At 29.9% G+C, this 19635-nt stretch carries 19 protein-coding genes, 1 tRNA gene and 1 other annotated feature; of the genes, 5 read left to right on the top strand and 15 right to left on the bottom strand.

Annotation, left to right across the window (positions count from 1 at the left end):
- From ACI48Q_RS13270 to ACI48Q_RS13245, 6 genes are all read right to left on the bottom strand, one after another.
- Positions 1-1180 (bottom strand): DUF7922 domain-containing protein (locus ACI48Q_RS13270; protein ID WP_474919594.1); only part of this gene is annotated, 1180 nt, incomplete at its 3' end.
- Between the two features lie 80 nt (positions 1181-1260).
- A complete protein-coding gene (gene rsmA, locus ACI48Q_RS13265) occupies positions 1261-2097 on the bottom strand; it encodes a 16S rRNA (adenine(1518)-N(6)/adenine(1519)-N(6))-dimethyltransferase RsmA (protein ID WP_474919593.1) in 837 nt (278 codons plus the stop codon).
- A gap of 2 nt (positions 2098-2099) precedes the next feature.
- The gene (gene rnmV, locus ACI48Q_RS13260; protein WP_474919592.1) at positions 2100-2642 is read right to left on the bottom strand and encodes a ribonuclease M5; all 543 of its coding nucleotides are present in this window, start codon (positions 2640-2642) and stop codon (positions 2100-2102) included.
- Between the two features lie 307 nt (positions 2643-2949).
- Positions 2950-3966: a 3D domain-containing protein gene (locus ACI48Q_RS13255; protein ID WP_474919591.1), complete on the bottom strand. Its 1017-nt coding sequence runs from the start codon at positions 3964-3966 to the stop codon at positions 2950-2952.
- Between the two features lie 250 nt (positions 3967-4216).
- Positions 4217-4981 (bottom strand): TatD family hydrolase, encoded by a 765-nt coding sequence (locus tag ACI48Q_RS13250; protein WP_474919590.1) that lies wholly within the window; start codon positions 4979-4981, stop codon positions 4217-4219.
- A 130-nt stretch (positions 4982-5111) separates the two neighbouring features.
- Positions 5112-6626 carry a DUF445 family protein gene (locus ACI48Q_RS13245; RefSeq protein WP_474919589.1) on the bottom strand — a complete coding sequence of 505 codons (1515 nt, stop codon included), beginning with the start codon at positions 6624-6626 and terminating at the stop codon, positions 5112-5114.
- Between the two features lie 274 nt (positions 6627-6900).
- Here ACI48Q_RS13245 and ACI48Q_RS13240 point away from each other — a divergent pair, with 274 nt between their 5' ends.
- Positions 6901-7668: a histidinol phosphate phosphatase gene (locus ACI48Q_RS13240; RefSeq protein WP_474919588.1), complete on the top strand. Its 768-nt coding sequence runs from the start codon at positions 6901-6903 to the stop codon at positions 7666-7668.
- A gap of 54 nt (positions 7669-7722) precedes the next feature.
- Here the strand turns inward: ACI48Q_RS13240 and ACI48Q_RS13235 are convergent, their stop codons facing one another.
- The gene (locus tag ACI48Q_RS13235; protein ID WP_474919587.1) at positions 7723-7893 is read right to left on the bottom strand and encodes a GHKL domain-containing protein; all 171 of its coding nucleotides are present in this window, start codon (positions 7891-7893) and stop codon (positions 7723-7725) included.
- A gap of 402 nt (positions 7894-8295) precedes the next feature.
- On the bottom strand, positions 8296-8454 hold the full coding sequence (locus ACI48Q_RS13230) for a hypothetical protein (protein WP_474919586.1): 159 nt from the start codon (positions 8452-8454) through the stop codon (positions 8296-8298).
- Here ACI48Q_RS13230 and ACI48Q_RS13225 point away from each other — a divergent pair.
- On the top strand, positions 8381-8872 hold the full coding sequence (locus ACI48Q_RS13225) for a lysostaphin resistance A-like protein (RefSeq protein WP_474919597.1): 492 nt from the start codon (positions 8381-8383) through the stop codon (positions 8870-8872). The genes ACI48Q_RS13230 and ACI48Q_RS13225 overlap by 74 nt on opposite strands.
- 78 nt (positions 8873-8950) lie before the next feature.
- Positions 8951-9733 carry a lysostaphin resistance A-like protein gene (locus ACI48Q_RS13220; protein WP_474919585.1) on the top strand — a complete coding sequence of 261 codons (783 nt, stop codon included), beginning with the start codon at positions 8951-8953 and terminating at the stop codon, positions 9731-9733.
- Positions 9734-10214: 481 nt separating this feature from the next.
- Here ACI48Q_RS13220 and ACI48Q_RS13215 read toward each other — a convergent pair.
- From ACI48Q_RS13215 to metG, 3 genes are all read right to left on the bottom strand, one after another.
- A tRNA-Glu gene (locus tag ACI48Q_RS13215) sits at positions 10215-10289 on the bottom strand.
- A gap of 243 nt (positions 10290-10532) precedes the next feature.
- On the bottom strand, positions 10533-11132 hold the full coding sequence (locus tag ACI48Q_RS13210; protein ID WP_474919584.1) for a nitroreductase family protein: 600 nt from the start codon (positions 11130-11132) through the stop codon (positions 10533-10535).
- Between the two features lie 301 nt (positions 11133-11433).
- Complete coding sequence (metG, locus tag ACI48Q_RS13205) at positions 11434-13368, bottom strand: methionine--tRNA ligase (RefSeq protein ID WP_474919583.1); 1935 nt, start codon at positions 13366-13368, stop codon at positions 11434-11436.
- A 176-nt stretch (positions 13369-13544) separates the two neighbouring features.
- Positions 13545-13809, bottom strand: a binding site (T-box leader).
- 164 nt (positions 13810-13973) lie between these two features.
- Here metG and ACI48Q_RS13200 point away from each other — a divergent pair.
- The gene (locus ACI48Q_RS13200) at positions 13974-15320 is read left to right on the top strand and encodes an MATE family efflux transporter (RefSeq protein WP_474919596.1); all 1347 of its coding nucleotides are present in this window, start codon (positions 13974-13976) and stop codon (positions 15318-15320) included.
- 37 nt (positions 15321-15357) lie between these two features.
- On the opposite strand, the gene ACI48Q_RS13195 is transcribed toward ACI48Q_RS13200, so the two are convergent.
- Together ACI48Q_RS13195 and ACI48Q_RS13190 are read right to left on the bottom strand one after the other, a co-directional pair.
- Entirely contained in the window at positions 15358-15891 is a 534-nt protein-coding gene (locus ACI48Q_RS13195) for a spore maturation protein (protein ID WP_474919582.1), read from the bottom strand.
- Between the two features lie 17 nt (positions 15892-15908).
- The gene (locus tag ACI48Q_RS13190) at positions 15909-16484 is read right to left on the bottom strand and encodes a nucleoside recognition domain-containing protein (protein ID WP_474919581.1); all 576 of its coding nucleotides are present in this window, start codon (positions 16482-16484) and stop codon (positions 15909-15911) included.
- A 289-nt stretch (positions 16485-16773) separates the two neighbouring features.
- Here ACI48Q_RS13190 and ACI48Q_RS13185 point away from each other — a divergent pair, with 289 nt between their 5' ends.
- A complete protein-coding gene (locus ACI48Q_RS13185; protein ID WP_474919580.1) occupies positions 16774-16959 on the top strand; it encodes a hypothetical protein in 186 nt (61 codons plus the stop codon).
- A gap of 119 nt (positions 16960-17078) precedes the next feature.
- Here ACI48Q_RS13185 and ACI48Q_RS13180 read toward each other — a convergent pair whose 3' ends face one another.
- A complete protein-coding gene (locus ACI48Q_RS13180; protein ID WP_474919579.1) occupies positions 17079-18566 on the bottom strand; it encodes a leucyl aminopeptidase in 1488 nt (495 codons plus the stop codon).
- Between the two features lie 147 nt (positions 18567-18713).
- Positions 18714-19586: a YitT family protein gene (locus tag ACI48Q_RS13175; protein WP_474919578.1), complete on the bottom strand. Its 873-nt coding sequence runs from the start codon at positions 19584-19586 to the stop codon at positions 18714-18716.
- Positions 19587-19635 lie beyond the last annotated feature (49 nt).

Here is a 19635-nt window from a genome sequence, read left to right as displayed (position 1 = left end):
AATCATGCTTCATATGGTCCTTACATTTCTTCTCTTCCTTCATTTCCATCTCATAGTCATAATCATGCTTCATATGGTCCTTACATTTCTTCTCTTCCTTCATTTCCATCTCATAGTCATAATCATGCTTCATATGGTCCTTACATTTCTTCTCTTCCTTCATTTCCATCTCATAGTCATCATTATGTTTCATATGGTCCTTACATTTTTTCTCTTCCTTCATTTCCATCTTACAATGATTTTCTTTATCTTTTGACCCTCTTATATTGTCCATATCATATTCTTCCATAACAATGTCTTCTTCACATATTGTTCCTTGAAATTGTGTCTGTTGTTGAGTCATATCCGTCATTGGGTCTGGTGTTACCATTGATCTTGGTGTCACTGTTGGCATTGGTGTTGCCATTGGTCTTGGTGTTGCTGTTGGCATTGGCATTGGTGTTGCCATTGGTCTTGGTGTCGCTGTTGGCATTGGCATTGGTGTTGCCATTGGCCTTGGTGTCGCTGTTGGCAATGCCGTTGGTATTGGCATTGACGTTGCCATCGGCATTGACGTTGCCATTGGCATTGACGTTGGCATTGGCGTTGCCATTGGTCTTGGTGTCGCTGTCGGCATTGGCATTGGCGTTGCCGTTGGTCTTGGTGTCGCTGTCGGCATTGGCATTGGCGTTGCCGTTGGTCTTGGTGTCGGCCTTGGTGTTGCCGTTGGCCTTGGTGTTTGTGACATTTGTTGATTTATTCCTGTGTTATTCTGTTTAATCACAGGATATGTCTTCCAATTACTTAAGTTTTCAGTAGTTATAAATCCAACAATTACTGGATTAATTCTATCTCCATTCATTGTAGTAACAGCTGCACCTAATACTCTTTCTGAGTCCACGTTTGTATCACCTAAATTATTTGAGTCATACTCATAAATTACATCTGCTCTTCCAGAATCATCTATGTTCAATTTACCTAAATTAATTAATCCCTTCTCATTGCCATTAACTATCAAAATCATGTGGTAAGGCCCTTTTTGTTTTCTTAAATTCTGAACATAATATGATACTTTAGTCTTCCCATTCTTTGTTTCCAATTTTGTGTATCCAGAAGGCGTTTTGTCAGAATCTACCCCGAATCCCTTCTGATCTTCTTGTAATATTATAAAAAACCTACTATAGTTCCTTTTTGCTGACAACTGCATTCCCTCCACCTATTTATATTTATACATTATAATATATGAACATAGGCGAAAAAAAATGCCATCATTTGATGGCACTACTTGATTTTACTTATTTCATTAGCAAGATTTGCAAATTCTTGTATGGATAAGGTTTCTCCTCTACGTTTAGGATCTATGTTAGCTCTATCATAAGCTGCTTCTAAGGAGACTTTCTCTATACCCAAATTTTTTGTACTATTCCACAAGGTTTTTCTTCTCATATTAAAAGACTGTCTTATTATTCCAAAAAATAATTTTTCATCCTCTACTTCCACTCTTGGCTTTTCAAGTATATCTAATCTTATAATAACAGATTCTACTTTGGGAGCTGGTATAAAACATTGTGGAGACACATACCTTATTATGGTGCTATCACAATAATATTGCACTAATAAGGAGAATGCTCCATATTCCCTTGTTCCAGGTTCTCCGTCCATTCTTTCCGCTACCTCTTTTTGAATCATTATAGTTATAGATTTTATGTTTAAACATTCTTTTAGTATGTTTGCTATTATAGGTGTTGTCACATAGTATGGAAGGTTAGCTACTATTTTAACACTTTTTTCTTCTCCTATTAACTCCTGATAGTTAATCTTTAATGCATCTTTATGTATTAGATTAAAATTATTATAATCTTTTAACTCTTCTTGTAAAATAGGTATTAGTTTTTCATCAAGTTCTATACTTGTAACCATTTTACCTCTCTCTAAAAGCTCTTTGGTTAAAGTTCCTACTCCTGGCCCAATCTCTATTACATAATCATCTTTCTGTATATCTGCACCGTCTACTATATCATCTATCACAGAATCATCAATTATGAAATTCTGTCCTAGACTTCTAGTAAATCTAAAATTATGTTTAAATACTACCTCTTTAGTATGTAGTTTCTCCATGTTTAAATCTCCTTCTCTATTTTCTTTAAGGCCTCAATAAATTCATCCTTAGATATTCCATAATTGTTTAATCTAGTTACTAATTGATTCGAATTACAATATCCTATTCCTAGTACCTTACCTATAAGATCTCTTCTCTTTTTTGAGTCCTTATCTCCTGTTAGCTTGAAAAAATACATGTCTTGCACATCAAATTCATGCCTAGCTTCTTTTATTTCACACTTAGCATTATTAAGAGCTTTTATTATTGTTTCTGGAGATGCATTTTCAACACCTATGTCATCACCTTTTCTTCCCTCACTTTGAGTTATATATGCGTGTTTTGCATCTGGTACTCTTTTAGATATTATTCTTCTTATTTTTTCTCCAGCAAAATCTGGATCAGTTAATACTATTACACCCTGTCTCTTGTGAGCCTCTTTTATTTTATCTATAGTTTTCGCATTTATACCAAATCCGCTTACTGCAATTACTTCAGCATCTACAGCTCTCTTTACTGCGGTTATATCATCTCTTCCTTCTACCACGATAACTTCTTTAATCATACCGTTCCTCCATTTTACATTGTATTATATATCAGAATTCTAATTCATTATTTATAAATTAAACTTTTCTAATTTAAATGTAAAATTTAGAATTGAGAATTTTAAAATCATGTTAAGAAATTCTACTATTAATTCTAAATTATAAATTTTACATTTTCAATTATACCCTATTTTTAATTATGTGTTAAACTTTACATAAAATTTATTAGACTATATTTAATAAATGAGGTTAATTATTGTTTTGGCTATATTATAAGATTGCACATATTGTTTTTTTCTATGCAATAAAAAATAGGAGTATGAACTCCTATTTTAGAATATAAACGTTAACCTGTTTTCTTCCCCAATTAATCATCTCTTCATAGGTATTAAGATATACATCTATCTTCTTACCTTTTATGGCTCCCCCTGTATCCTCTGCTATGGCTAATCCATATCCTTCAATATAGAGTTTTGTGCCAAGTGGGATAACTCTTGGGTCAACAGCTACTGTACTGTAGCCATTTACATCACGTCTACATTTTGTCCCTGTGGCAGTATGACTACCTGCATCCCCTCTATCTGCTGTATATGCAGTAGATGTAAGGGTTATTTTTTCACTATATGAAAATTCTCCACCACGTGAGGCTCTTACTACTCCTAATGTTCCAATATCTACTATCTTCTTCACAGGAGCTTTTTGAATCTTCTCTGATAGAACTCTTCTACTTACTTCTGTACCATTTTCATACACAACTTCTGTTGTGATTAATTTTTCACCAGGAACACCTTCCTGAACTATTTTTTCTTTTCCTTGAGTCATATCAGAATTTTTTCTTACCTCTGTTTGATAAGCTATCTGTTGAACTTGGTCTACAACCTGCTTGTTTACTCTTGTTACTTCTATTTTCATTCCACTTGATAATACAGTATCTACTGGTGGCACTATTTTGTCATCAGCAGATATCTCTATACCTTCTGCATTTAACATATCTTTTATTGTATTTTCAGCAGAAGCTATAGCTAAGGTTGCTCCATCAACATTTAGATCAACATTTATAGCCTTATTAATATAAATAACATCTCCGTCTTTAACTACACTGTCTAACGCCACGGAAACTTTATCTTTTTCCGTAACAGTTATTCCGTTGTTTTCAAAAATCTTGTTTACTTTTTTACTTAATGTTGTTATTTCTATTGCTTCACCATCAACTACTACTTTTATCTCATTTTTCATTCCAAACACTGTTACCGATGAACACAACAGAATCAAGGTCACAACGAACACTGTCTTAGGCCAGATTGAAAAGAAATTATTCAATCTATCTTTAACATTACTAATCATAAAGATTACCTCCCTACAGACAAGAGCACTTGGTTATTATATATGAATAACAGTTTTGTGTCAAATTAAGTACTCCAATCCATTGAATTGACTGTATTTCATGCATACTATGCATACTATAATAAAGGATAATAATACCAAAATAATTAAATACTAGTCTTTTCTTGGGTGGATTTATACAGGTTAATATTATATATATATTAAGGTGGATGGAATGATATTCACTTTTGTTTTTTACTATTATAATACATTATTTTAGGTTAAACAAGTCTTTTGTATTTTTTATGGTAATTTTTTCTAATTCTTCTACGTTAATGTTTCTTATATTAGCTATTTCTTCTAAAATATATTTAATATAGTCTGATTGATTTCTTTTCCCCCTAAATGGTGTTGGAGCCATATACGGACAATCAGTCTCTACTAATAGTTTATCAATTGGAACGTTCTTTGCTACTTCTTTAATAACTTTTGCATTATTAAAAGTAATTACACCAGTAATTCCAATGTAATAACCTTCCTTTAAACATTCCTTCGCAAATTCTACACTGCCCGAGAAACAGTGAACTACGCCCTTTACTTCTGGAAATTCTTTTATAATGTCCAAAGTATCCTTATGAGCTTCTCTATCGTGAATTACTACAGGTAATCTCAGCTCCTTTGCCAGATTCATTTGTGCTCTAAATACCTGTTTTTGAATTTCTTTGGATGGATTCTCATCCCAATAATAGTCTAACCCTATTTCCCCTATAGCTACTACTTTTTCTTTTTTAGCCAACTCTATTATTCTTTCTTTAACCTGTTCATTAAATTCATTTGCACATTCTGGATGTATACCTATGGCAGCATATACAAAATCATATTCTTCACTAAATCTAACAGATTCCTCTAGACCATTTAAATCAGAACCACAGTTAATAACCCCTATAACTCCATTTTCCTTTATTTCACTGAACACCTTATCTCTATCTTTTTTAAATCTACTATCATCGTAATGAGCATGTGAATCAAAAATCATTTTTTTACTCCTTTCAGCGGTACAAAGTTACATCAAAGCTATAGTTTCTTCATATAGCTTTGATATCCTTATCATTAGCTATGCCTGTAATTAGTTTAACTTCATTGTTTTTAATTAAAGTATAGTTACTTTAATACAAACTTGCTAGTATTGGTGATAATATTCCAATTAATCCTCCTAAGAGACCTCCAAGCCAAGTTATTGCACTTAACTCCTTTTTAGCAATATCTAAAATTATCTTTTCACCATATTCCACATCAAATTTATTAATATTGTCTTCAACAATTTGTGCTATGTTAAGTTTTCTAAGCAAAGCAACTCCATTAGCTTCAATAAAATTATTATATATTTTTATCACTACTTCTGACGCTTTAACTGGTAAATCAATAACTCTATTTCCCAATATATTTTTTAGTTTTAAAGTTTCTATATTCCCAATTACAGAATTACTTATATCTTCTATCCAAACTTTAGTTTGCGATGAGCTTAACATTATATCTATGGCATTTTCTAAATAATCCTTAAATTTGCTACTGTCTATATTAAATTCCTTAATAATCTCTTCTATGGAATTATAGCTATATATTTTTCCTTCAATTAGTGTGGATAATGATAATAAATTTTCTCTATTCATATTGTCTAGTATAATTCCACATATCTTATCTTCCATTGAATTTATGCCTTCTTTAGGCATAGTGTTTAATATTTCCTTCACAGATATATTCATGAATTTATCTAATGTTTCATTTATAAATAATACTATATCTACTATCTTTTTTTCTTCCTTTAACATATCTTTTATACCTTCACTAAGTTTATCAAAAATATTAGATGAATTCATAAACATAGCTACCATAGGATTTAATTTAGTGGATATTATGTCATCTATTAATTTTTTAATCTTAATTTGGTATTTTTCTTCTTCTAATAAAGATTCTAAATAGTTTGCTATCTCATATCTATTATTGAAAATCATAACTTTTAAATTAGCAATTATTTCCTCTGTTAGAACTTCATTTAACTTAATATTTTTATCACTTAAAATATTAAGCTTATTATGTATAACATCCTTTAAACTCTCTCTAAACTGTTGTGACTGCACGCATTTGTCTAGATTATCCCTTAGTATTTCCTTCAATTCTATCCCAAATTTTTCATTTAATACATATTTAGGATTTTGTTTCAATAGCTCTTTTGCTTTGCTACATACTATTTCAACTATTGCCTCTGAAAATTTAGGCTTTTTTATCTCTCTACAAATTAGTTCCACTAATGCTTCATTACCATGTTTGATTAAAGCATCATAATCTTCTCCTAATAAACCCTGTAACTCTATCTTTAATGAATTTTCTCTTTCAATAATCTCAGTTAAATTCTTTTCTACCCACTTTTTCATGGGGTCTGTTACATTGCTATTATTAATATTCTCTATCAACGCCTCCTCTGTTAATAAATGATTTGACACAGTGTCCCCAACGCTTTTTGCAATTCTTCCTCTTTCCTTTGGAATAAGTCCTGGCGTAAATGGAACCTTCATTCCTAATATTTTTTTCTCAGTATAAGGTCTAAATAACATCTTTATTGCTACCCAATTGGTAAAATAACCTATTATAGCTCCTGTAAAGCTAGCTATTATGTATTTCATTTTCATACCTCCCTTTTTATTAAATTAAGAAATACTCTCCAATTATAATTTGTCCATATTTAATTAAATTTAAGCTTACTATTGAATCTTGATAATTATAAATTATAGAACTCAAATTGTTTTATTTCAATAACATTTACAATTTAAAGGCGAAATAGTAAAATTTAAGATGTATTTGAGAATATAAAGTAGAAAATGATTAAAAATTAGAAGGAGTTTTACCTTCATTATAATCTACATTTTAAATTCTAAATTAAAAAAAGAGGTGAAATTTATGATATTTGATTGTCATTTACATACTAAATTTTCTACAGACTGCAATATGCCAATAGAAGATGGTCTTAAAAAAGCTAAAGAATATGGTATAGGATTAGTTATTACTGACCATATGGATTTAAACTGTCCTCCAGAGATCGGCTTTGTATTTGATACTGATGAATTTTTTAAAGAATATAATAAATATAGAGGAGATAACCTTCTTCTTGGTATTGAATTAGGCCTTGACTGTAATTATGCTGATAAAAATCAAGAGATTATAATTAACAATTCCTTTGATCAAATTATAGGTTCTCAACATACTATAAGCAACAGTGACTTATATGATCAAAAAACCTATGAAAATAAGGGAAAAAGATTTGTGTATGAGGAATATTTTACGGAAATAATTGATTCTGTAAAAGCTCACCCCTATATAAACACATTAGGTCATATAGACTTCATATGTAGATATAACCCCTTTGAAGATAAGGAGATGTACTACACAGAATTTTCTGACCATATAGATGAAGTTATAAAGCACTGTCTAGATAGAGATATAGTATTAGAATTAAATACAAGACGACTTACTAACGACATAGCCTTTAAAAATTTAATAGATATATATACTAGATACAGAGAGCTTGGAGGAAAACATATTACTATAGGCTCCGATGCCCACGGTGCTTCTGCTATTTATACAAATTTTGATAAAGCATTTTATTTATGTGATAAATGTGGGATAAAACCTGTGTACTTTAAAAATAGAAAACCTGAATTATTTTAGGGTTAAATATAATACTTTCTATATTTATTAAAAGCAGTATAAAAATTTTAATTTTTATACTGCTTTATGCTCTTGGTTATATATTACTAACTCTTGTCTAAATAAGTTGTTTTCAATTTCTATATTTAATAAAATATATTCTTCACTCTTTATTACTATTATATTAGGCTTTTTGTCTTCTGTTAAAATTGACGCCTCAATAGCATTATCTATTAATATACCCAATATTCTTACACTCTAAAATAAAGATTTTTTATGTTATAATTTGTAATATCAAGTAGCTATTTGCAATTTTGGATTTAGTAAATAAAAGGAGATGTACAACAATGGTTGAATTAATATTTATATTCGTAAAGGAAGGTGCATCATGGAAAACAAATTAATAGAAGATGATTTTAAACTAAGTTTAGGCAAGACTATATGGCTTCTTATTTTAAGTCGTATATCATACTCATTAATCTATGCTCCTTTTTATTTAATAGGATATTTTCAAAGTAATATAATAATAAAATCCATCTTTTTATGTTCTGGCGAAGTTTTAGGCAATATTTTTATGGTATGGTTGATTTTAAGATATATAAGAAGTGATTATCCACAGTTCAACATAAAATATATAAGTAAATTCAATTACTCATTGGTTTTTGCAATTCTATTTTTAATGATATGATATCGTTTATTTTTTAGTAATTCTTTAGCCATATTACTAGATAATATACCTATTAATAAAACTATAGAAGAAGCCTTTGATAATCTCCTTAGTATACCTATTGTAGGATTTGTTTCCATATGTGTATTAGCCCCTATATTTGAAGAAATACTCTATAGAGGTATATTATTAGAAGGGTTTTTAAATAAATATAGCCCTATGAAATCAATATTAATATCATCTGTTATTTTCGGAATAATTCATGGTAATATTCACCAATTTGTTAATGCTGCTATTATGGGATTATTTTTCGGTATTATATATTATAAAAGTAATTCTTTAATGTTATGTATTTCGGCTCATTTTTTTAATAATCTTTGGGTATATATTCCATTTGAATTACTTAATTACACTTTAACTCCATCACCTTATATACTTATTTTAGGATTGCTAATATTTATATTTAGTGGATATATTTTTTTAAAAAATGTTAAAAGTGCTAAAATTGTATGTTGTAAAAAGTTTAAAATTCTTAAGAGGACCAATAAAGTTGCTTAAACAAAAGTATAAGCTTGAATACTTGAAATGCTATTATTTTTAGGAATTTAGCTATGTAGCAATAAAGGAAGGTTGATTATGAAAAATAATTTAATAGATAATCATTTTAAACTAAGCTTAGGTAAAGGTGTATTATATGTTATATTTGGAGACATTGCATATCTACTTTTATATGCTCCTACTTATTTAATAGCAACTTCTCAAAGTAATTTTGTAATTGAAAATATTTTAGTGCTAATTGGAAAAATACTGAGTAACTTATTTATGATATGGATAATTTTAAGGTATATTAGAAGTGACCATCCTACTTTTAAAATAAAATACATACATAAACTTAATTATCCACTATTTATCTCAATTATATTTATAGTCATAGGTTATTATTTATGGTTTGATACATCTTTAGGCTTATTATTAGACCTTATACCTCAAAGTAAGCATAGAGAAGAATTCTTTGTTAGCTTGTACAAGCACCCAATGCTGACTTTTATTAATATATGTATATTAGCTCCTATATTTGAAGAATTATTGTATAGAGGTATTTTACTTGAAGGTTTTTTAAACAGATATAATTATAAGAAAGCAATTATAATATCTGCAATCATATTTGGATTAATCCATGGAAATATTCATCAATTTGTCAATGCTGGTATTTTCGGTTTATTTTTTGGTATTATATATTATAAAACTAATTCTTTAGTGTTATGTATTTTTGCACACTTTGTTAATAACTTTATTTTTTATATTCTAACCTATATAAACTTTAATTTTTCACTTTCATATACTTATACTTTCGTTTTAGGCATATTAATATTTACCTTTAGTGGATACATGTTTTTAAAGAAGGTAAAAGTCTCATAAATCATAGATACTAAACTTTAGAATTTATAGATTTATTTGTATAAACATAAAAATGTATTTATATATAAACCTTATGAGGATTTGAATGAATGCTCCAGTTTACGATATATAGATTTCAATAATGAAACTACATAATGTAAATAGGCTTTTATTTTATAAACTATTTAAATTGAACTTCATATTATTCCCGTGAATACCATTTGCAGGAATCTTAGATTTACTTAGTTTCTATGAAAGTAAAAAGCGTTAAGAAAGACAACTTGTTCGAGTGAAGCGAGTTGTTGTCTTTTAGCTTTTTACTTGAATAGAGACTTAGTAAATCAAGGTTTCGAAACGGTTGAACAGGAATAATATGAAGTTCTAATTAATCTAATTTTATATTTAAGCCTATTTGTATAATGTAGAAACTTAACTACAACTTATATATAAAAAAATCATATGTGAATTTAAACTTCACATATGATTTTCTGTTTTAATTTGATGGTGACTCCTAGGGGAATCGAACCCCTGTTACCACCGTGAGAGGGTGGTGTCTTAACCTCTTGACCAAGGAGCCATAACTACATTCCTTATTATACTCTTACTAAAATATTTCTTCAACATTTTACATATATATTTGCTATAGTAAATAGTAATGCTTAACTTCACTCCTATTTAGAATATCTATTTAGATCTTTAATTCATAAAACAATAACCTAACCATATTAATCTAGTCAGGCTATTATTCTTTATTTAAACTTTGTTTTAAACGATTATTGATTTTAGAGCTATATATTATTGCGAAGCCCTTTATTTATATTTATTCAAATATTTTAATCCTGTCTTCTATAGGTAGAAATTGTTTTTCACCAGCACCTGCTGTTGGTTTTCCAAATGGCATTTGTGAAATTAGTTGCCACTCCTGTGGTATATTCCATTGCTTCTTTACCTCATCATCTATAACAGGATTATAGTGCTGTAAAGATGCTCCCATTCCTTCTATCTCTAACAAATTCCATACAGCATATTGTAACATTCCACTTGAATGTTGAGCCCAAATAGTGAAATTCTCTTTATACAGTGGGAACTTATCTCCATAGTATCCAGTTACACTAGTATCATCAAAAAATAGAACTGTTCCATATCCATCACGGAAAGAGTTGATTTTTTCCTCAGTAGCCCCAAATTTATTATCTGGAACTATTTTTCTTAATGTATCCATTACTATATCCCATAATTTATTATGGTTTTCGCCTAATAGAACCACAGCCCTTCCACTTTGACTGTTAAATGCTGATGGTGCATGCTTCACCGCATGCTTAACAAGTTCATTGATTCTTTCATTTGAAATAGTTGCTTCTTTACAAATTCCATAGATACTTCTACGCTGTTCCATGGCAGTATAAAAATCTTTTGACATAAAATTCCCTCCTTTATCCTATAAAAATTTTAAAAGTATTTCATTGTAATAAGTTTATCCTTCTAATAAGCTTATATATCTTAAAATATCTATATTTTATACATTCTATTTTTCCTAATAAGATTCCTTCTAGTATAAATAATTGTTCAAATAAATTTACTTTTAGTACATAAATTCACAATTAAAACATCAGGCTTAGATATATTTTAAAAGAAGATAGTGGTCAGAGAAGAATTTCTCTGACCACTATTATACAACGCCTAAGTTTATTGTAACTTACATGAATGAATTGAATTAGATTTTATCTAACAATACTTCCTGAATCAATATCTCCTGGATTTACAACACAAAGCTTTGAGTCATCATCAGTAGCTGCTGAGAGAATCATACCTTGTGATATTTCTCCTCTTAGTGTTACTGGCTTTAAATTAGCCACTATAACGACATTTTTCCCTACTAACTCTTCTGGTTTGTAGTGCATTGCTATTCCTGAAATTATTTGACGAACCTCTCCACCTAAATCAACTTTAAATTTTAAAAGTTTATTAGCTTTTTTAACTGGCTCACATTCTAGCACTTTAACTACTCTTAGATCAATTTTCTCAAAATCATCTATAGTTATTTCTTCTTTAATAGGAGTAATTTCTTTTTTCTCGTTAGCTTTTCTTTGAGCTTCTACTAATTCTTCAAGCTCTTTTATTTTAGCTTCCACATCTATTCTTGGGAAAATAACTCCACCTTTATTTACTTTAGTTCCTGGTTTTGTTCCATCAAAGCTCACTAAGCTCTCCCAAGTAGTGTTTTCTGCTCTTAATTGAGCATTTATTTTCTCTCCTGTAGTTGGTAGGAATGGAGTAACTAGTGAAGATATTATTCTTAAGCTCTCACAAAGATTATATAGAACTGTGGCAAGTCTTCCCTTCTTACTTTCATCTTTACCTAGAATCCAAGGTGTAGTTTCATCTATATATTTATTGGTTCTTCTTATTAATGCCCAAACATGATCTAATGCATCACATATTTTAAGTTTTTCAATTTCTTCGTTTACTTTTTTAGGTGTAACAAGAGCTAATGATATTAATTCATCATCCACTGCTTCTTTAACCTCTGGTGCAGGTATAACTCCATCAAAGTATTTCTCAACCATAGTAACTGTTCTTGAAACTAGATTTCCTAGGTCGTTAGCTAAATCTGAGTTAGTTTTCTTTATGAATATCTCATTATTGAATAATCCATCTGAACCAAAAGGTATTTCATGCAATAAATAATATCTTACCGCATCTACTCCAAAGTGATTTACAAGTATCACTGGGTCAACTACATTACCTTTAGATTTAGACATCTTTCCTCCATCAACTAAAAGCCATCCATGACCAAATACTTGTTTTGGAAGTTCTACTCCTAATGCCATTAACATTATTGGCCAATAAATAGTATGAAATCTTAAGATATCCTTTCCTATTAGATGCACATCTGCCGGCCAATATTTCTTATAAAGCTCTGTATCTTCACTATTATACCCTAGAGCCGTAATATAGTTTGATAGTGCATCTATCCAAACATAAATTACATGACCTGGGTCAAACTCTACAGGTACTCCCCAATTAAAGGATGTTCTTGATACACATAAATCCTGAAGTCCAGGTTTTAAGAAATTATTAACCATCTCATTTTTTCTTGACTCTGGTTGAATAAATTCTGGATGAGTTTCAATATGCTCTAAAAGTCTGTCTGCATATTTAGACATTTTAAAGAAATAAGCTTCTTCCTTTGCTTTTTCTACTGGCCTTCCACAGTCAGGACATTTTCCATCCACGGCTTGAGTTTCTGTCCAGAAAGATTCACATGGAGTACAATACCATCCTTCATAGGAGCTCTTATATATATCTCCTTGGTCATATAGTTGTTTAAATATTTTTTGAACTGCATTTTTATGATAATCCTCTGTAGTTCTAATGAATTTATCATAACTTATATCCATCATACTCCAAAGATCCTTTATCCCAGCAACAATTTCATCTATATACTCTATAGGTGTAACACCTTTTTCTTCTGCTATTCTTTGAAGCTTTTGACCATGTTCATCAGTTCCTGTTAAGAACATTACATCATGTCCTGTAAATCTCTTAAATCTAGCTAATGCATCTGCTGCTACTGTTGTATATGTATTTCCTATATGTAGGTTTGCAGATGGATAATATATTGGTGTAGTAATATAAAATGGTTTTTTACTCATTGTTTTTCCTCCTCTATTCCAATGATAAATTCTCACTAATTATGTATTAATTAGTGAATTGCAACTTTCGGTTGTAGATAAGTGTGCGCTTTGCTCCCTAGTAAATGATAAAACTCTCTTAGAATTTCCATACTTACATTTAAATATAAAAAAGTCTCTATATGAATATTTATCCATATAGAGACGTATTATACACGTGGTACCACTCTATTTTGCATTTACCTTACAGTAAACACCTTATTAAGTAACTTCATACCAATTTTAAATATAAGTTTCACATTACTCTGTCTTTTATGGGTGACTATCCCTATTTCCCTAAGCAGTAGCTTTCAGAAAATCTGCTCAGAGGCCATGTTCCTGAAGTTAATTTTCGCTGGTTTTCACCTTATCCAGCTCTCTTTCGAAAACTCATTTCAGTACTCTTCTCTTCATAGCATTAATTATTCAATATTAATTTAATCATAATGTTAAAAATAATATATGTCAATAGTGAAAAATAGCCTTCGGTTGTCTTTCACTAAAACATATGACTTAGTTTCAACTATATTGTATAATTATTATTATATGTAAAATGGAGGTCTTTTATGGAATTCGTAAGAGAAAAGATGGGACTTAAAAAGGATACAATTAAAGATGTCCTTAGATTGTCACTACCCGCTGTACTTGAAATGCTTTTATACACTATGATATGGACTACTGACACTATGCTTATAGGTCAATATGGTGGTGACGTGACCGTTAGTGCTGTAGGTATTTCCTGTGAAATTATTTATACCTTTACTAATATTCTTATTGCTCAAAGTGTTTCTATCGGCATAACTTCAATTGTAGCAAGAAAATATGGAGCTAAAGAACTAGATGCCGCTAATGAATATGCTACTATTGGATTTTCAATTGGTGGATTAATAAGTATAATAACTACATTATTTATATTCATATTCAGTAAAAAGTTATTAGTGTTAGCTGGTGCCAGTTCAAGTATTATAGGCCTTGGTACTACATACATAAACATAATATGTATAGGACTACCTTTTAATATGTTAACTAGTATGTTAGCTGCTATTCAGCGTTCTTATGGAAATACTAAAACTCCTATGATAGTTTCATTTGTAATGCTAGTTATTAATCTTTCCTTAGACATTATATTAATCTTTGGATACCTAGGATTTCCTGAGCTTGGTGTAGAGGGAGCTGCTATTGCCACTACCTTAGCCAATATAGGCGGTTTTATCTATGCCTATATTTATACATGTAAAAAATCCGTTATTAAGATCAAATTTAAGTATATGTCCAAATTTAATCTTAAGAGAATAAAAAAACTCCTTACTCTTTCAATTCCTGCTGGTATGCAAGAAGCTGCTTATAGCCTGGCTAGGCTTTTTACAAGTATGATGATTATGCACTTAGGTACTATAGCTTTTGCTGCTAATCAAATCACTTTAACTTTAGAGAATATATCTTTTATGCCTGGATGGGGATTTGCTGTAGCTGCTACAAGTTTAGTTGGAAATAAAGTTGGAGAAAAGAATTATAAAAAAGCTAAAGAATATGGTAGAACTTCTACAATACTAGGTATTGGAGTTATGAGCATATTTTCTATCTTATTTTTACTTTTTCCTTCTCAACTTATAAGTTTATTTATTAATAGCAAAGATACAGAGGTTATAAAGCTTGGTTCTTATTGTCTAATGATAGCTGCTTTAGAACAACCTATGATTGGTTTATCAATGATTACTAGTGGTATATTTAAAGGACACGGAGATACTAAAACTCCATTTACTATAGCTTTCATAACCTCATGGTTTGTCAGACTCCCTCTAGTATTCTACTTTATATACATATTAAAATCATCTATAACTGTATTTTGGATAATTTGTGTAGTTCAATGGACAATAGATGGACTTCTATTGCTATATATGTACAAGAAGAAGAGTTTACTTCGAGATTGGTGATTATAAATTGTAAGGAAGTGTGCTAAAGCACACTTTCCTATTTAAATATTATCACTGTTAAGTTTACTGCTATTAATACTGCACATAAATCTACTATTAATGCTACCCATAAGCTATGTCTAATTTTTTTTATTCCTACCGCTCCAAAATAAACAGTCAGAGTATAAAATATAGTCTCTGTTGAACCCATGACAATTGAAGACAAAATACCTAAAAATGAGTCTGCACCGTAATTTTTTACTATATCTGTATATACTCCAATAGCTCCACTGCCTGATAAGGGCTTTATAAATATTAATGGTACTATTTCTGGTGGTATCCCAAAAATTGTAACAATAGGTTTTATCAAACTTATGAAATAATCCATAGCCCCTGAAGCTCTGAAGCAATTTATAGCCAATAACATGGCTAATAGATATGGAAATATCCTTACACATACCCCTAATCCCTCTTTAGCCCCTTCAACAAAACATTCATACACCTTCACCTTTGATTTAATTCCATATAATATAACAGCTCCAATTATTAGTGGAATTATTGCTTTTATTGCATATTGAAATATATTTCCCATAATTAATACCATCTCCTTTAGAAATGCTTTTGTAAGAGCTTACAAAGTATAATCCCTAATATAGATGCTAATGTAGTAGTACAAAGTGCTGGTAATATTATTGCACCTGGATTTGAAGAGTTAAATGCTGCTCTTATTGAAATTACTGTGGTGGGTACAAACTGTATACATGCAGCATTAAGGACTAAAAATAATACCATATCATTACTTGCTACATCCTTGTCCTTATTTAATCTATCCATTTCCTCCATTGCTTTTATTCCGAAAGGAGTTGCTGCATTAGATAATCCAAACATATTAGCAGTTAGGTTCATAACTATAGCACCTAGTGCTCTTTCATCTCTCCCAGCTTCTTTAAATATTAGCTTTAGGATAGGTTTCAAAGTTCTAGCTAATTTATCTGTAAGTCCACTCTTTTCTGCTATTTTCATAACTCCACACCACAGGCACATAATTCCAACTAAACCTATTACTAAGTCTACAGTTGAGGATGTGGTTGACACTATTGTCTTAGATAATACTTCTCCATTTCCTGATGCAATTCCAAATACTATTCCAATAAATAAAATTAAAAACCACACAACATTTATCATAGAGAATCCCCCTTAATTTCAGCAAATTTTCCTAAACAGCGACCTTGTATTGTCTTCTATTTATATGCTGGCTTTGCAAATAATATTTTAATAAAACGACTTTTCTTTTGTAATACTACTAACCATTAAAGGAGCCTAAATACTTTTTTAACCTCTCTTCAAGGTTACTTTATGTTTCAAAATCATATATTTGAATTTCCTTTAAAACTTAGTTGAATTTACGCATATACAGTGATAACATTTTAAATATATTATTGTAGGCTAAAATTTAAATATAAAGGAGATTTTTATGAAGGAACAAAATTTAAAGCAAGCTCAAAAAGATATTGATGAAGCACTTTCTACTATTGAAAGATTAGAAGAAGACCTTAAACTGCATCCGCTTTCAGAAAATGTAATTAAGGAGAACTTTTTACAACTTACTGAAAGATTAAATAAAATAGAAAATGTTCTTAAAGAAGAAGGAATTCTATAAAATAAGTTCTTCTTATAAGTGCACTAAATTGTTATTTATAACAAGTAAAATATAAAAATAGTAGCAACAAACTAAGTTTGTTGCTACTATTTTTATATTCTCGTCTCTATATTATCTTACTAATTAAGTTTTGCTAGCTCATATAAAAGTCTTGCTCCAAAGCCTGTTCCACCTTTAGAAGAATACTCTTTTGTTGGACTCTGACTATTAAAAGCCATAGCGGCTATATCTATATGAATCCACGGTTTATCTTCTACAAAATCACCTACGAATAGTCCTGCTGTAATTGCACCTCCACCTAATGGAGCTGTAGAATTTCTAAGATCCGCATATTCTCCTTTTATCATTTCCTTATATTCATCAAAATCTGGGAACCTCCAAACTCTTTCATGAACATTATTAGCAGCTTTTTCTAATTGTGAGTAAAACTCATCATTATTACTCAAAACCCCACTAGCTACATTTCCTATAGCTCCACCAACGGCCCCTGTTAATGTTGCTATGTCTACTACCTTTTTAGCATTTTCTTTTCTAATTATATATGTCATTGCATCTACTAATGTCAATCTTCCTTCAGCATCTGTGTTCAGTATCTCTATGGTTTTTCCAGCCATAGTGTTTATAATATCACCTGGTCTATAAGCATCTCCAGAAATTAAATTTTCACAAGCTGCAACTACTGCTATTACATTTTTCTTTAATTTCATTCTTGATATAGTTGCCATAGCTCCTATTACAGCAGCAGCTCCTCCCATGTCACACTTCATAGTCCACATTCCACCTGCAGTTTTTAAGCAATAACCACCTGCATCAAATGTTAATCCTTTTCCTACTAGGCCTAGTATATCCTCTTTATTATCTTTATCTCCTAAATATCTCATCACTATTAATCTAGGTGAATTATTTGAACCTTTACTAACAGCTAAGAAAGATTCCATTCCTAGCTTCTCTATTTCTTTTGTTTCAAATATTTCAACATCAAAGCCCGAAGATTTTCCTACCTCTTCTACTTTCTTAGCTAAGTTTTCTGGAGTTAATATGTTTGCTGGCTCATTTACTAATTCTCTAGCAAGTAAATTACCCTTTGCTAATAATATTCCTTCCTGTATTCCCTCTTCTAAAGCAATTATATCTTGATCTTGTCCAAATATAATTCTTATTTTCTCTATGTAAGTCTCTTTCTTATTTTTTTTGTATTTATCAAAATTGTATGTACTCATCATTGTAGCTTCAGTGATAGCTTTTACCTTTTCAATATTACTGCAGCAGCTTGTGCCCTCTATGCATATATCTAATTCTTTAATCTTCTGCCTTATAACCTCTTTAATTAATTTAGCTGTATTAATCCTAATGTTTTCTAAATTATTTTTTTCCTTTTCTCCTAATCCTACTAAGATAATTTTAGTTACTTCATTATTCTCAATAGATGTTAATGTATATATTTCTCCTTTTTTACCTTGAAACTCTTTATTATCTTTTAAAGAGCTTAAAATAACTCTTATTTTTTCATCAAAATATACCATATCCTTAATGTTTTCAAATAAGAATATAGCTTTTGACTTAGTATAAGTTTCTAAATCCTTATGGTTTATAACCTTGATCTCCACTTTCAATCCCCCCATAAAATTTAATAATAACTATACTTTCGATAAGTTTCTTTTATTTCCTTTATTATTTTTCCTATTATAAAAAATTTAATATACACTAAATGTTTTAATTTTCTAACTTTTACAAATATAATAGTCCTTTAGTTATTATATTTGTTGTGGTTCTGTAAAGCCTCTTCCCATAACTTCTCTGGCATCAGATATGGTTATAAATGCCTTATCATCTATTTCTCTTACTACCCTTTGTAATATTATTAATTCATTCTTTGAACATACTACAAATAATATTTTTTTATTTTCCCCAGTATACATTCCTGTACCATCTATTCCAGTAACTCCTCTATTAATTTCCATCATTAACACTTTTGAGATTTCTTCTGATTTATTAGATATTATATGTACAGCTTTCGAATAATTAATTCCGTCCACTAAGCTATTTATTATCTTAGAAATTATAAATACTGAAATTAATGCATACATAGCTTTTTCTTCACCAAAAATGAATAATCCTAAACAAATAATACATGAATCTATACATAGCATTAATATGTTCATGGGTATTTTATTAAAGAAATGCTTTATAATAATAGCTAATAGATCTGTACCTCCGGTTGTAGCACCTGCTCTTAAAACAATTCCTATACCAACACCTACAAATCCTCCTCCAAATACACTGGCAATTAGCAAATCTGATTGCACCGGCGGTATAAATCCTGTATACCATAATGCTATTGATAAATATAGTGCTGAAAAAATAGACTTACCACCAAACTTCTTTCCTTTTAATTTAATTGCTATTAAAAACAATGGTAGATTTACCACTAAATTGGTAACCCATAAAGGTACTCCTAATGTATAGTCTACAACAATTGATAATCCTGAAATTCCACCTGTAACCAACTGTTGAGGAGAAAAATATACATTTATCCCCAATGCCAAAATAGATATCCCTACCATTATCATCAAATAGCTTTTAACCTCACTATTTTTTAATAATTTACTATTTATGATTTTGTCCATAATTATTTGCAAATCCTCCTTCAATTAAAGTCACCGAGCTTTAGCTAAA

It is taken from the genome of Clostridium sp. LXY-7 (assembly GCF_056172015.1).
Note: the sequence above shows the minus strand (reverse complement) of the source record. Positions and strands in the feature narration are given on the sequence as shown.

Bases quoted from the DNA above. Each gene is read 5' to 3' on its own strand.
- ACI48Q_RS13250 (WP_474919590.1), bottom strand. From the start codon at position 4,981: ATGATTTTTGATTCACATGCTCATTACGATGATAGTAGATTTAAAAAA.
- ACI48Q_RS13200 (WP_474919596.1), top strand. From the start codon at position 13,974: ATGGGACTTAAAAAGGATACAATTAAAGATGTCCTTAGATTGTCACTA.
- ACI48Q_RS13230 (WP_474919586.1), bottom strand. From the start codon at position 8,454: ATGGAAACAAATCCTACAATAGGTATACTAAGGAGATTATCAAAGGCT.
- ACI48Q_RS13210 (WP_474919584.1), bottom strand. From the start codon at position 11,132: ATGTCAAAAGATTTTTATACTGCCATGGAACAGCGTAGAAGTATCTAT.
- ACI48Q_RS13190 (WP_474919581.1), bottom strand. From the start codon at position 16,484: ATGATAAATGTTGTGTGGTTTTTAATTTTATTTATTGGAATAGTATTT.
- ACI48Q_RS13240 (WP_474919588.1), top strand. From the start codon at position 6,901: ATGATATTTGATTGTCATTTACATACTAAATTTTCTACAGACTGCAAT.
- ACI48Q_RS13245 (WP_474919589.1), bottom strand. From the start codon at position 6,626: ATGAAATACATAATAGCTAGCTTTACAGGAGCTATAATAGGTTATTTT.
- rnmV (WP_474919592.1), bottom strand. From the start codon at position 2,642: ATGATTAAAGAAGTTATCGTGGTAGAAGGAAGAGATGATATAACCGCA.
- ACI48Q_RS13255 (WP_474919591.1), bottom strand. From the start codon at position 3,966: ATGATTAGTAATGTTAAAGATAGATTGAATAATTTCTTTTCAATCTGG.
- ACI48Q_RS13185 (WP_474919580.1), top strand. From the start codon at position 16,774: ATGAAGGAACAAAATTTAAAGCAAGCTCAAAAAGATATTGATGAAGCA.
- ACI48Q_RS13195 (WP_474919582.1), bottom strand. From the start codon at position 15,891: ATGGGAAATATATTTCAATATGCAATAAAAGCAATAATTCCACTAATA.
- rsmA (WP_474919593.1), bottom strand. From the start codon at position 2,097: ATGGAGAAACTACATACTAAAGAGGTAGTATTTAAACATAATTTTAGA.
- ACI48Q_RS13220 (WP_474919585.1), top strand. From the start codon at position 8,951: ATGAAAAATAATTTAATAGATAATCATTTTAAACTAAGCTTAGGTAAA.
- metG (WP_474919583.1), bottom strand. From the start codon at position 13,368: ATGAGTAAAAAACCATTTTATATTACTACACCAATATATTATCCATCT.
- ACI48Q_RS13175 (WP_474919578.1), bottom strand. From the start codon at position 19,586: ATGGACAAAATCATAAATAGTAAATTATTAAAAAATAGTGAGGTTAAA.